Raw genomic sequence first — 13,529 nt, 5'->3', positions numbered from 1 at the left:
ATCTCAGGCGTGATTCAGTAATTTGGGAATTTCCCGTAAAAACCAGGATTTCGCCTCCCCCATGCTGTCACGCCGCCAGGCCATGATAATCTCGCTTTGCAGAGAATATTCCGGGCTGATCACCCGCAATCTCCCTTCGGCGATATCCTGAGCCACCAGGGGATAAGGCATGGTCGCCACGCCCAGCCCGGCCAGTAACGCCCGCCGTTTATCATCCATAGAGCTGACGGTCAGTCGTTGCTGTTTATCCAGCAGTTGTACGGTCAATACCGGACGATCGCGAGCGGTATCCGCAACGGCAATACCGCGGTATTTTACACGGGTTACTTCGGAAAGCGGTTCCGGCTCCTGGTGTATCGGGTGATCGGGGCTGGCGACATAAATATTTCTCAACGTATACAGCTTACGGGTATTCACTTCGGCAGAGGCACGAAAATGCATATCCGGGGCAATGACGATATCCGCCCGCCCCTGTTCCAGACGCTCCCAGGCTCCCGCCAGCACTTCCGTCAGAATGGAAACCTGCGTATTGGCTTTTAGCGATAATTTATCTAATAAAGGGAAAAGCTTCTCGCAGGGGACGAGGCCTTCGGTCACGATGGTCAAATGCGTCTCCCAGCCGCGGGACAGCGCTTCCGCATCCGAGGTCAGCTTATCGGCCGCCTCCAGCAAGATACGTCCGCGATCCAGCAGCATACGGCCGACGTTGGTGAACTTGGTGCGGTGTCCGGAGCGATCGAACAACACGACGTCCAATTCTTCTTCCAGTTTTTGCATGGTATAGCTGAGGGCCGAGGGTACGCGGCCCAGTTCGTCCGCCGCCGCCGCAAAGCTTCCCCGACGCTCAATCGCATCCATGACTCGCAATGCTTCCAGCGTCAATGCGCGTTCTTTTGACATTTTCGACTCATTCAGGAATTTTGAATATACTCACCAGATTAACTAGCTAACAATCCAACGTCCACACAATTACTATTTGTTTAAGCAATATTATCCATTATCCGGGTCCTACTACCATGATCATAAAAAGAGCAGCGGAACAATGCGGTCAGGCTGACTATGGCTGGTTGCAGGCGCGTTATACTTTTTCTTTCGGCCATTACTTCGATCCACAGTTGCTGGGTTATGCCTCGCTGCGCGTGCTGAATCAGGAAGTATTGACGCCAGGGGCATCGTTCCAACCCCGAACTTATCCACGCGTCGATATCTTAAATATCATCCTGCAAGGTGAAGCGGAATATCGCGACAGCCATGGTCTGCATATCCATGCCAAAGCCGGCGACGTGCTGCTGCTGGCGACCCAGCCCAATATCAGCTATAGCGAACACAACACCAGCGGCAGTAAACCGCTGACGCGAATGCAGCTATGGTTGGACGCCTGCCCGACGCGGGAAAACAGTCCGCTGCAACGATTAACGCTGAAAACCGATCGCCATAACGCGGGTCACCGTTTATTGGCCTCGCCCGAAGGGGAAAACAACAGTTTGCAGCTCCGCCAGCAAGTATGGGTCCATCATATTGAGTTGCGAAAAAATGAGCGGCAAACCATTAAACTGAACGGCAATCGGGCCTATCTTCAGTCAATTCATGGTTCAGCCGCCATCAGCAGCCACAAGCATAGCGGTGACACGCTGCATTGCGGCGACGGCGCCTTTATCCAGCAGGAAAACGAGTTGACCATCCAGTCTGAATCCCCGTTTCGCGCGTTGCTGATCGATCTGGTCGTTTAGCTTTTCCCCGCTCATCGTCGCCAGGCTATTCAACCAGACGTCACCGAGTCTACGTTTTCCCTCAGCCGTGGTAAGATATCTACCATCTTCTCTATGCGTCGGGGTATATGGCAATGGCTTCAACCAATCAGGACACACTACTTGCCCAGGCTGAACAGATTTGTCAGCACCGCGGCGTACGCCTGACAACACAGCGGCTGGAAGTGCTACGCCTGATGGCTCAACAGACTGGCGCCATCAGCGCATACGATCTGCTCGACCTGTTACGGATATCCGAACCGCAGGCGAAGCCGCCGACGGTGTACCGCGCACTGGATTTCCTGCTGGAACAAGGCTTCATCCATCGCGTGGAGTCAACCAACAGCTATGTGCTTTGCCATCACATCGAAGATCACAGCCATACTTCAGCGCTGTTTATCTGCGATCGCTGTGGTCTGGTCACCGAACGCCAGACGGAAGGCGTGGAAGAAACGCTGCGCCAGCTGGCGCAACAGGCGGGATTCACTTTGCGCCATAGTATTATTGAAGCCCATGGATTGTGTAAGGATTGTCAGGAAGTCGCCGCCTGTAAACATCCCGAGCAGTGCGATCACGACCATTCCATACCCATCAAAAAACGCTAGCGCAGCGATGGTGTAATGATAAGGATGGGTGGGAACATCCGTTGTTCCCGTTATATCGCTGAACCCGGTTTTTTGCAGTTGGCAAGAAAAGAAATAAACCACGTATCTTTTCCCAATCTGCATTCCGGTACCGCCGCAAATACAGTCAATGGTTAACACCTCGACACAGGAGCCACTTATTCCGTACCTGAACGTACCGGCATTACCGGTTAGCAGTCGAACTTATTTTTGCTTCCCCATACCTTTACTTCTTTTTTTCAGCCGATTATTTTAGTTAACGTAATACGTCTGGATTTTAATTACCAGAAAATCTTTTCAGCCATAATGAGTCGACTTATCATCCATCAGAATTCGCGTTGCTGATTCGTTGCCGTCTCTTTAAGTAGCGCGTCTGACGCCTTGTTCTTTATACCTGGCACGACACGTCATACTGCAAGTGACAGATACGTTGGTTTTGTTACTTGAATTATTTAGGGTATAGCGCATTTCCGCGCCATTGGCAAAAGTCAGTGATGAAATCGAATAACTAACAAGCCGCAAAAAAAACCTGCTGAAATATTAACGAAAAATAATAGTTCCACAATATTATTTATAACACGCCTTCAAGAACCCGCATTAATCGTTTAATAAAAAAAGCGCTTTGATCAAAAAATAAAATCAGCCAATAACACCCGACAAAAAGCAGGATTAAATGCAACAAAATGTATCGTAAATATAGGCTCAATAAATATTGAAATCCGCTAAAACGCGCCTAAATAGATCGGCAAAAGCTGTTTCATATCACTATTCAAGGGAAATGAAGCGTTTCCAGGCGCGAGCGTTAACACGGCGTACCGCGGTCCGGAAAAAACGCGTTACAAAACCGACGCCTCTGCGGTTTGAAATAGGATGGCGATATTCGCCTCAGTGCTGAGGCGAATATCTCCGTCATACGTGAAACTAACCAGTCAGGATGGGAATCAGATTGGCAATAGCCGGAATCAGCTCCAGTCGCCGTTTCGAATAACGCCGACCGCCAGCCCTTCAATGGAAAAACTTTGCTGACGCAGATCGACGACAATCGGCGCAAACTCTTCATTTTCCGCCAGAAGATGCACCGTGTTACCCTGCTTCTTCAAGCGCTTAACCGTGACTTCATCTTCAATGCGCGCCACGACGACCTGCCCGTTATGCACATCTTGCGTTTTATGCACCGCCAGTAAATCGCCGTCCATAATGCCGATATCTTTCATCGACATTCCGCTGACGCGCAACAGAAAATCGGCGCTGGGTTTAAACATGGACGGGTCGACCTGATAATGACATTCGATGTGCTGCTGAGCCAACAGCGGCTCACCCGCGGCGACGCGGCCAATCAACGGAATGCCAGCCTCTTCTTCCATCAACAGACGGATGCCGCGCGATGCGCCGGAGACAATTTCGATAACGCCTTTACGCGCCAGCGCCTTCAAATGCTCTTCAGCGGCATTCGGCGAACGGAATCCCAGCTGTTGGGCAATCTCCGCTCGCGTAGGCGGCATACCGGTCTGTGCAAGATGATCGCGGATCAGGTCATAAACCTGCTGCTGTCTGGCTGTTAATGCTTTCATTCCGCCCCCTGGTTGTTTATACAGTTTTGCTGTGAGTATATACAGCTAATTGCCAATTGGGAACCAGGATGTGAGTAAACCTCGGTTTTTATTGATTTCTGCAAGCCTTCACGCAAAACGCTGCCAGAGAATAGCGCCCCAGACGACGACCGCCAGCAGAATGGCGACAAACACCGCGGCCGAGCCGATATCCTTTGCCCGGCCTGATAATTCATGATGCTCAAGACCGATGCGATCGACGACCGCTTCAATCGCGCTGTTAACCAGTTCAAACAGCATGATCAACACGACAGAGGCGATAAGCAGCAGTCTTTCGACCAGGGTGACAGGCAACAGACAGGCGACGATCGCCCCGACAATGACCAGCAGACTTTCCTGACGAAAGGCCGCTTCATGCCGCCACGCCTGCTTCAATCCCTGTAGGGAATAGCCGGTAGCTTTGATTATCCGGGTTATCCCCGTTGCTTTGTTCATCCATCCTCCATTATTTATCAGCGTTCGCTCGCATTTTACCGCTTAACCGTTGTCTTATCACAACAGATCTCCAGCGCAGTTTCTGGTATCCTTGCGACGCATTGCTAACAAGAGGCTTCAAGTTGTTATGTCAGGTTGGCGTAAAATTTACTATAACTTACTGAATTTTCCACTCAAACTGTTAGTGAAGAGTAAGGTCATACCCATAGATCCCGTGGCTGAATTGGGATTGGATCCCTCACGCCCGATCCTCTATGTGCTGCCTTACAATTCGCAGGCGGATTTACTGACCCTCAGGGCGAAATGTCTGGCGTTGGGTCTTCCCGATCCGCTCCAGCCGGTCGACATTGACGGATCGCAATTGCCCAGCCACGTTTTCATTAACGATGGCCCGCGCGTATTCCGCTATTACGTTCCCAAACAGGAATCCGTAAAACTGTTTCACGACTATCTGGATCTGCATCGAAACAATCCGGAACTGGACGTGCAAATGGTGCCGGTCTCCGTCATGTTCGGCCGCTCCCCCGGCCGCGAAGGACAGCAGAATCAGGCGACGCCGCATCTGCGCCTGCTTAACGGCATTGAGAAATTTTTTGCCGTATTATGGCTGGGTCGGGACAGCTTTGTCCGTTTTTCCAGTCCGGTGTCTTTGCGCTATATGGCGACCGAGCACGGCACGGATAAGACCATCGCTCACAAACTGGCTCGCGTGGCCCGCATGCACTTTTCCCGCCAGCGTTTGGCGGCGGTAGGCCCGCGTCTTCCGGTGCGTCAGGAGTTGTTTAATAAGCTCCTGAACTCTAAAGCGATCAAAAAAGCCGTGGATGACGAAGCGCGCAGCAAAAAGCTCTCGCGCGAGCGCGCGCAGCAAAACGCCATTGCCTTGATGGAAGAAATTGCCGCCGACTTTTCTTATGAAGCCATCCGTTTATCGGACCGCGTATTAGGCTGGACCTGGAACCGCCTCTATCAGGGGATCAACGTCCATAACGCCGAGCGAGTACGTCAACTGGCGCAGGACGGACACGAGATTGTCTATGTTCCCTGCCACCGCAGCCACATGGACTATCTGCTGCTGTCCTACGTACTCTATCACCAGGGACTGGTTCCGCCGCATATCGCCGCCGGGATCAATCTGAATTTCTGGCCTGCCGGCCCGATCTTCCGTCGCCTGGGCGCCTTCTTCATCCGCCGCACGTTCAAAGGCAACAAGCTGTATTCCACCATTTTCCGCGAGTATCTGGCGGAACTCTTTAACCGTGGCTACTCTGTCGAATACTTTGTGGAAGGCGGTCGCTCACGCACCGGCCGTTTGCTGGAACCGAAAACCGGTACGCTGGCGATGACGATCCAGGCCATGTTGCGCGGCGGTACGCGCCCCATTACCTTAGTGCCGATTTACGTGGGCTACGAGCATGTCATGGAAGTCGGCACCTATGCGAAAGAGCTGCGCGGCGCGACCAAGGAAAAAGAAGGGTTTATGCAGATGGTGCGCGGCTTACGCAAGCTGCGTAACCTCGGACAGGGTTATGTGAACTTCGGCGAGCCCCTGCCGTTAACCACCTATCTGAATCAGCATGTGCCGCAATGGCGTGATGCCATCGATCCCATTGAAGCGCAGCGTCCAAGCTGGCTAACGCCAACGGTGCAGGATGTCGCGCTGGATATCATGACGCGCATCAACAACGCCGCCGCGGCAAATGCCATGAACCTCTGTTCCACCGCATTGCTGGCTTCACGCCAACGCTCGCTCACCAGAGAGCAAATGCACGAACAACTGGATTGCTACCTGCAACTTCTGCGTAATGTGCCTTATCACAAGGACATCACCGCGCCGCAAAAAACGCCTGCCGAATTGCTGGAACATGCGTTGAGTATGGATAAATTTGAAGTCGAAAAAGACAGTATCGGCGACATTATTATCCTGCCGCGGGAACAGGCGGTGCTGATGACCTATTACCGCAATAATATTCAACATCTGCTGATCCTGCCGTCGTTGATTGCCAGCATGGTGATCCATCATCGCCGCATCGCCATGCCTGAATTGATCCGTCAGATCACGCTGGTTTATCCACTGCTTCAGGCGGAACTGTTCCTGCATTACGGCAAAGATGAACTGCCGGCTGTGTTGTCTGCACTGAAGGATGAACTGGCGCGGCAAGAGTTGGTATGCACCCAGGAAGATACGTTGCTTATCAATCCGGCGCGTATCCGTACGCTGCAACTGCTGGCGGCCGGCGTTCGGGAAACGTTGCAACGCTATGCCATCACGCTGTCGCTGCTGGGGGCTAATCCCGGCATTAATCGCGGAGCGCTGGAAAAAGAGAGCCGCAATATGGCGCAGCGGCTGTCGGTTCTGCACGGCATCAATGCACCGGAGTTCTTCGATAAAGCGGTGTTTTCAACGCTGGTGGCGACTTTGCGTACCGAAGGCTACATCACGGACAGCAGCGAGGCGCCGCAGCGGGATATTCTGGAGATCTACAACATCCTGGCGGATTTAATCACCCCGGAAGTCAGATTGACCATCGAGAGCGCCAGTTCGCCGGCGCTGACGGTGACCGACAGCGAAAAGCCGATAAGCGAAGAGAATTCTCCTCCGGCGTAAGCGCTCTTTCGCCGCTTCGCACCATTGGTAAAGTACCGAAACGCCCTCCCGACCTCCTCCTTACCAGGGGGAGGCGCTAACCCATTAAAGATACCGAACTGGCTTTCTACCTGCGAAGGGGCGAGTTGGGATGGGGTGGCTCGGCGCTTACGCCGCCTTGCCATTTACAGACCGCACAACACGCCGATAAACAGCGCCATGCCGACATAGTTATTATTCTTGAACGCCCGAAAGCACGCATCCCGCTCCCGCCCGGCGATCAGCTTCTGCTGATAAACAAATAGCCCGGCGGCAACCAGCAGCGCCACGTAAAATACCGGCCCCAACGCTATCATATAGCCGAGCGCCGCCAGCAGCAGCAGCACGCCCAGTTGCAGCAGGCCGATTATCAACCTGTCATAGCGACCGAATAAAATAGCGGTGGATTTGATGCCGATCTTGAGATCGTCATCCCGGTCAACCATGGCATATTGCGTATCGTAAGCGACCGTCCAGCAGACGTAGGCCAGAAACATCATCCAGCAGGTCACAGGCAGCGACTCGCTAACCGCCGCATAGGCCATCGGTATCGACCAGCCAAACGCCGCGCCCAGTACAAACTGCGGTAAGTGACTGACACGCTTCATAAATGGGTATATCCACGCCAGCGCCAGTCCGGCGACAGACAGCCAGATCGTCATCATATTCAGCGTCAAGACCAAACCGAATGCCAGCAAAACCAACACGACAAACAAAATTTTGGCCGATTGCTCGCTGACCATGCCGCTAGGCAACGGACGTGAAGCCGTACGCTTGACGTGTCCATCAAAATGACGATCGGCATAATCATTGATCACACAGCCCGCCGCCCGCATCAAAAAGACGCCGGCGACAAAAACCAGCAATGTCCACGGTTCGGGAGTTCCTCGCCCAGCCAACCATAACGCCCACAACGTCGGCCACAGCAGCAGCAGAGAACCTATTGGCTTATCAATACGCATCAACCGACAGTAAGCCAGCCATTTCCCCGCTGTTACACTTCTTTCCAACGGACTAATCTCCTCAATTACCGGCTAGCCTTCACGGCCATCCGTCAAATAAAGCGGCGCCTCTGGTAAAAATAGCTCGGTCAACAACAGCGGATGACCAAAAAGACGCAAACGGGAACGCCGCGCCCATAACCCTTCACAGAGTCCGGTATGTATATAATCACGCGTCAACGCGTCATGTTGAAAAAGATAACGCCCCAGCGGCACATTACCGACTTTCGTCAAGTCGATACCGGCTCCCGCCAGCGTTTGCCGGGGAATCAAGGTTCGACCGAATAACCAGGGACGCCCGTCGCCATAAAGCACAACCTCACGCAACCAGTAACGCTCGCTAACGGGCAAATGGACACGTTCATCATTCAGTTCATCCGGCGAAATAAAGCATTCATTGCGGACAGATACCGTCAGCCGATCGCAATGTCCTTCAAGACGCAGCGTCATTGAATTCGTTTCCATCAGCCAATCCCGGATATGCGCAGGAATTGTCGCCGACCGTGCGGTAAACCATTCCGTCGTACGCAGGGAAAATCGCGCCTCGTCAGACATTATCCCTACTCCGCTCGGGGGGAATTCGTAAATAAAGTAAGCGACTCATATTGTAGCGCAGAATAGCGCCCTGATAACACGTTCTCACCCTATTGATGCCAGAGACGATAACATTCTCGCCAGGCGGACAGAAGAGTAAAAAGCCAGGAAACAAGATGAAAATCAAGAAGAAAACAGGCAGGAAAACAAAAAACGGCGGCGAACCGGCAACAACGTAAAAAAAGCGCTGACCAGTGTTGTTCACCAGACAGCGCCTTTTGTACAGCATAGAGAAAACAAATGTAAAGCGGGTCATGCCGCCATGAGAATATTAGCCCTCATGGCAGCGACGGCGCATTACATCATGCCGCCCATACCGCCCATGCCGCCCATACCGCCGGCTGCACCTAAATCTACTTTTTCTTCTTTCGGCAGATCGGTCACCATACATTCGGTGGTGATCATCAGACCGGCGACAGAAGCTGCGTATTGCAGAGCGGAACGGGTCACTTTGGTTGGATCCAGGATACCGAATTCCAGCATATCGCCGTATTCTTCAGTCGCCGCGTTGTAGCCATAGTTGCCTTCACCCGCTTTAACGGTGTTAGCAATAACCGAGGCTTCTTCGCCGGCGTTAACCACGATCTGACGCAGAGGGGATTCCATGGCGCGCAGCGCAACTTTGATACCGACATTCTGGTCTTCGTTGTCGCCTTTCAGGCCAGTCGCAGCAATGGAGGAAGCCGCACGAATCAGCGCCACGCCGCCACCGGCGACCACGCCTTCTTCAACTGCCGCACGGGTAGCGTGCAGAGCATCCTCAACGCGCGCTTTCTTCTCTTTCATTTCAACTTCAGTTGCTGCGCCGACTTTGATAACGGCTACGCCGCCAGCCAGTTTGGCCACGCGTTCTTGCAGTTTTTCTTTGTCGTAGTCTGAAGTCGCGTCTTCAATCTGCTGACGGATCTGAGTAACACGACCTTCGATAGTCGCCTGGTCGCCCACGCCGTCGATGATGATAGTGGTATCTTTGTTGATAACAACGCGTTTTGCCTGACCCAGATCTTCCAGCGTGGTTTTTTCCAGTTCCAGACCGATCTCTTCAGAGATAACCGTACCTGCGGTCAGGATAGCGATATCCTGCAACATCGCTTTACGGCGATCGCCGAAGCCAGGCGCTTTAACCGCAGCCACTTTCACGATACCGCGCATGGTGTTAACCACCAATGTCGCCAGCGCTTCGCCTTCAACATCTTCTGCGATGATCAGCAACGGTTTGCCTGATTTAGCGACGGCTTCCAGAACCGGCAGCAGTTCGCGGATGTTGGAGATTTTCTTGTCAGCCAGCAGGATGAACGGGCTTTCCAGTTCAATAGAACCGGTTTCCGGCTTGTTGATGAAGTAAGGGGACAGGTAGCCGCGATCGAACTGCATACCTTCAACTACGTCCAGCTCGTCTTGCAGACCGGAACCTTCTTCAACGGTGATAACGCCTTCTTTGCCCACTTTTTCCATGGCTTCCGCAATGAGTTTACCCACGGTTTCGTCGGAGTTTGCAGAGATGGTGCCAACCTGTGCGATGGCTTTGAAATCAGAACAAGGGGCGGATTGTTTTTTCAATTCTTCAACCGCGGCGATAACAGCTTTATCGATACCGCGTTTTAAATCCATCGGGTTCATACCCGCGGCAACGGCTTTCAGACCTTCAGTGATGATGGACTGAGCCAGCACGGTCGCAGTGGTCGTACCGTCGCCCGCCGCGTCGTTCGCTTTGGAGGCGACTTCTTTAACCATCTGAGCGCCCATGTTTTCGAACTTGTCTTCCAGTTCGATTTCACGCGCAACAGACACGCCGTCTTTAGTGATGTTTGGCGCACCGAAGGATTTATCCAGTACCACGTTACGGCCTTTAGGACCCAGGGTAACCTTCACTGCATCAGCCAGTACATTTACGCCGCGCAGCATTTTTACGCGAGCGTCATTACCGAATTTTACGTCTTTAGCTGCCATTGGTGTATTTCCCTTAAATTCGTTCAGTTCAGATGAGTTACGCGCAATTACGCTTCAACAATTGCCAGGATATCGCTTTCAGACATGATCAAGACTTCTTCGTTATCAATCTTCTCTGCCTTCACGCCATAGCCATCATTGAAAATAACGATATCGCCTACTTTCACATCCAGCGGTTTAACTTCACCGTTTTCCAGGATGCGCCCATGGCCGATGGCCAGTACTTCACCACGGGTAGATTTACCTGCGGCGGAGCCGGTCAGAACGATACCGCCAGCAGATTTGGACTCAACTTCTTTGCGCTTGACGATCACGCGGTCATGCAATGGACGAATTTTCATTGATAGCTCTCCTTTGAGAAAGTCCATATCAGTTTTGGGATAAACGCCGGATATGCCCTCATATCCGGCCTTGTGGTGTTCTAGATGGGGGCGTTTCTTACCCCTTCAAGGGAGGAAATTCATTTTTTTTGCGTCAAACGATGACTTTTTATACTCAATAAAATAAAAAACAAGGATTATCAATATGATAATCCTTGTTTGCTTTTTAACTTATCACACGCTCAGCGATCGTCGTTTTTATCCTGATGCTCAATATTTCTACCGGCGTCATCTTTACGCTGATACTCGCCTTCAAACGTATTGCCGCCGGAAGCCGACGCGCCGGGGCCGGAACGCCAGATATGCAAATGCGGCATCAGCTTAAGGGTCAGGCGCTTTTGTACCGGCGGCAACAGTAACAACAGTCCCAGGAAATCGGTGAAAAAGCCCGGCACCAAAAGCAGGAATCCCGCCAGCACCAACGATACGCTTTTCACCATCTCCGCCGCGGGGCTCTCTCCCTGTTCCATTTTCTGTTGCATTTGCACAATCGTTTTCATTCCCTGATTGCGCACCAGCGACACGCCGACGCAGGAAGTGAACACCACCAGCAACAGGGTTATTGCGACGCCCAGCACCTCCGCCACCTGAATGAACAGAGATATCTCTATGTAAACGAAAAGAAAAATTAACAGCAATGGTAACCAGCGCACCTGATTCTCCTGTTTTTGATAACGCCCGCTGTTAAAAACAAGCGCTATTGTTGTAAACAAATTATGTTATAGAAAACAAATATGACCAGGCATCGCTGCACTGCACATTATAATCTACTGAGGTGGTAGCGAGATCGGCTGTTTTCAAGCTATGACAAAGCCATTTGTTATCTTAAAGTAGCCAGTCGTGACGACTATCACAGTTCATTTATCTGAGTGTAATGGAAAGATCAGATAGTGATCCAGGCTACTATTTTTTTGATACGTACAGCATATCATCACGATAATGAGCATGGTTTTAGTTAAACATTCTGCAATCATGTCCGTGACAGTGCAATTAGTTCAAACAATTTCTAGTCGGTAGAATATAGAGAAGGCTCTCATGTCAGATAATTTTCGTATTGAAGAAGACCTGTTAGGTACCAAAGAAGTTCCCGCTGATGCCTATTATGGCGTTCATACCTCACGGGCTGTCGAAAATTTTTACATCAGTAACAGTAAAATCAGCGACATTCCGGAATTTGTACGCGGTATGGTCATGGTTAAAAAAGCTGCTGCACTGGCGAACAAGGAACTGCAAACTATCCCCCGAAAAATTGCCGATGTCATTATCCAGGCGTGTGATGAAGTGCTGAATAACGGCAAATGCATGGATCAATTCCCGATTGACGTTTACCAGGGCGGCGCTGGCACCTCGGTAAATATGAATACCAACGAAGTGTTGGCCAATATCGGTCTGGAATTGATGGGACATCAAAAAGGCGAATACCAGTATCTCAATCCCAACGATCACCTGAACAAGTGTCAATCAACCAATGACGTCTATCCTACCGGATTCCGTATCGCGGTGTACGCCTCGATTCTGAAACTGATTGACTCGCTGACGCAGCTTGGCGACGGCTTCGAACGCAAAGCCAAAGAGTTTGAAAACATATTGAAAATGGGACGCACCCAACTGCAAGATGCGGTTCCCATGACGTTGGGTCAGGAATTCCATGCTTTCAATGTGTTGCTGAAAGAAGAAAATAAAAACCTGCTGCGTACCGCGGAACTGTTATTGGAAGTGAATCTGGGCGCGACGGCGATCGGCACCAAGCTCAACACGCCGGACGGCTATCAGCAGTTGGCGGTAAAACGCCTGGCGGAAGTCAGCGGCCTGCCGTGCGTACCCGCGGAAGATCTGATTGAAGCGACCTCCGACTGCGGCGCATACGTTATGGTGCATAGTTCGCTTAAGCGCGTGGCCGTGAAGCTGTCGAAAATCTGCAACGATCTGCGCCTGTTGTCCTCCGGGCCGCGAACCGGTTTGAACGAAATCAACCTGCCGCAGTTGCAGGCCGGTTCATCAATCATGCCGGCCAAAGTCAACCCGGTGGTGCCGGAAGTGGTCAATCAGGTTTGCTTCAAGGTGATCGGCAACGACACCTGCGTCACGATGGCCGCTGAAGCCGGACAGCTTCAGTTAAACGTTATGGAGCCGGTTATCGGTCAGGCAATGTTTGAGTCGACGCATATTTTGTCCAATGCCTGCTACAACCTGCTGGAAAAATGCGTGAGCGGCATTACCGCCAATAAAGAGATTTGCGAAGCCTATGTCTTCAACTCCATCGGCATCGTCACCTACCTGAACCCGTTCATCGGCCACCACAACGGCGATATCGTCGGCAAAATCTGCGCCGAAACCGGCAAAAGCGTGCGCGAAGTCGTTCTGGAACGCGGTTTACTAACCGAAGCCGAACTGGACGATATTTTCTCCACGCAGAACCTGATGCACCCGGCGTACAAAGCCAAACGTTACACCGACGAGAACGAACAGCCTTAATTCTCCGCCTTAAGGCACGCCGTTTCCTGAAAACGGCGTGCCTGTGTCTTAACCGCGCCGGCCGCGCGATTCCCCTCAGGATACAAA

At 51.9% G+C, this 13,529-nt stretch carries 12 protein-coding genes; 4 read left to right on the top strand and 8 right to left on the bottom strand.

Annotated features, from left to right (window positions below; translation table 11 throughout):
- Window positions 1-3: 3 nt before the first annotated feature.
- The gene (locus ABRZ26_RS09905) at window positions 4-900 is read right to left on the bottom strand and encodes a LysR family transcriptional regulator (RefSeq protein WP_319604099.1); all 897 of its coding nucleotides are present in this window, start codon (window positions 898-900) and stop codon (window positions 4-6) included.
- Window positions 901-1,016: 116 nt separating this feature from the next.
- On the opposite strand from ABRZ26_RS09905, the gene ABRZ26_RS09900 reads away from it, so the two are divergent.
- Entirely contained in the window at window positions 1,017-1,730 is a 714-nt protein-coding gene (locus ABRZ26_RS09900; RefSeq protein WP_319604098.1) for a pirin family protein, read from the top strand.
- Window positions 1,731-1,843: 113 nt separating this feature from the next.
- Window positions 1,844-2,353 carry a zinc uptake transcriptional repressor Zur gene (gene zur, locus ABRZ26_RS09895; protein ID WP_319604097.1) on the top strand — a complete coding sequence of 170 codons (510 nt, stop codon included), beginning with the start codon at window positions 1,844-1,846 and terminating at the stop codon, window positions 2,351-2,353.
- Between the two features lie 980 nt (window positions 2,354-3,333).
- Here zur and lexA read toward each other — a convergent pair.
- Together lexA and ABRZ26_RS09885 are read right to left on the bottom strand one after the other, a co-directional pair.
- On the bottom strand, window positions 3,334-3,942 hold the full coding sequence (lexA, locus tag ABRZ26_RS09890; protein ID WP_208228569.1) for a transcriptional repressor LexA: 609 nt from the start codon (window positions 3,940-3,942) through the stop codon (window positions 3,334-3,336).
- Between the two features lie 108 nt (window positions 3,943-4,050).
- Window positions 4,051-4,416, bottom strand: coding sequence for a diacylglycerol kinase (locus ABRZ26_RS09885; protein ID WP_319604096.1), 366 nt, complete (start codon window positions 4,414-4,416; stop codon window positions 4,051-4,053).
- 127 nt (window positions 4,417-4,543) lie between these two features.
- Between ABRZ26_RS09885 and plsB the strand changes: the two genes are divergently transcribed.
- Window positions 4,544-7,024, top strand: a complete 2,481-nt coding sequence (gene plsB / locus ABRZ26_RS09880; protein WP_319604095.1) for a glycerol-3-phosphate 1-O-acyltransferase PlsB — start codon at window positions 4,544-4,546, stop codon at window positions 7,022-7,024.
- 164 nt (window positions 7,025-7,188) lie between these two features.
- On the opposite strand, the gene ubiA is transcribed toward plsB, so the two are convergent.
- The 5 genes from ubiA to ABRZ26_RS09855 form a co-directional block, all read right to left on the bottom strand.
- Window positions 7,189-8,052, bottom strand: a complete 864-nt coding sequence (gene ubiA, locus ABRZ26_RS09875) for a 4-hydroxybenzoate octaprenyltransferase (protein ID WP_319604094.1) — start codon at window positions 8,050-8,052, stop codon at window positions 7,189-7,191.
- 24 nt (window positions 8,053-8,076) lie between these two features.
- Window positions 8,077-8,598, bottom strand: coding sequence for a chorismate lyase (gene ubiC, locus ABRZ26_RS09870; RefSeq protein ID WP_319604093.1), 522 nt, complete (start codon window positions 8,596-8,598; stop codon window positions 8,077-8,079).
- Between the two features lie 336 nt (window positions 8,599-8,934).
- A complete protein-coding gene (groL, locus tag ABRZ26_RS09865; RefSeq protein ID WP_319604092.1) occupies window positions 8,935-10,587 on the bottom strand; it encodes a chaperonin GroEL in 1,653 nt (550 codons plus the stop codon).
- 47 nt (window positions 10,588-10,634) lie between these two features.
- Entirely contained in the window at window positions 10,635-10,928 is a 294-nt protein-coding gene (locus tag ABRZ26_RS09860) for a co-chaperone GroES (protein WP_048636335.1), read from the bottom strand.
- 221 nt (window positions 10,929-11,149) lie between these two features.
- On the bottom strand, window positions 11,150-11,620 hold the full coding sequence (locus ABRZ26_RS09855; protein ID WP_319604091.1) for an FxsA family protein: 471 nt from the start codon (window positions 11,618-11,620) through the stop codon (window positions 11,150-11,152).
- A 382-nt stretch (window positions 11,621-12,002) separates the two neighbouring features.
- On the opposite strand from ABRZ26_RS09855, the gene aspA reads away from it, so the two are divergent.
- Window positions 12,003-13,442: an aspartate ammonia-lyase gene (gene aspA / locus ABRZ26_RS09850; protein ID WP_319604090.1), complete on the top strand. Its 1,440-nt coding sequence runs from the start codon at window positions 12,003-12,005 to the stop codon at window positions 13,440-13,442.
- The last annotated feature ends 87 nt before the right edge of the window (window positions 13,443-13,529 follow it).

Source organism: Brenneria sp. L4-2C, from assembly GCF_040240335.1.
Lineage (GTDB): Bacteria > Pseudomonadota > Gammaproteobacteria > Enterobacterales > Enterobacteriaceae > Brenneria.
The sequence above is the reverse complement of the archived record's forward strand: the minus strand, read 5'-3'. Positions and strand labels throughout refer to the sequence as shown.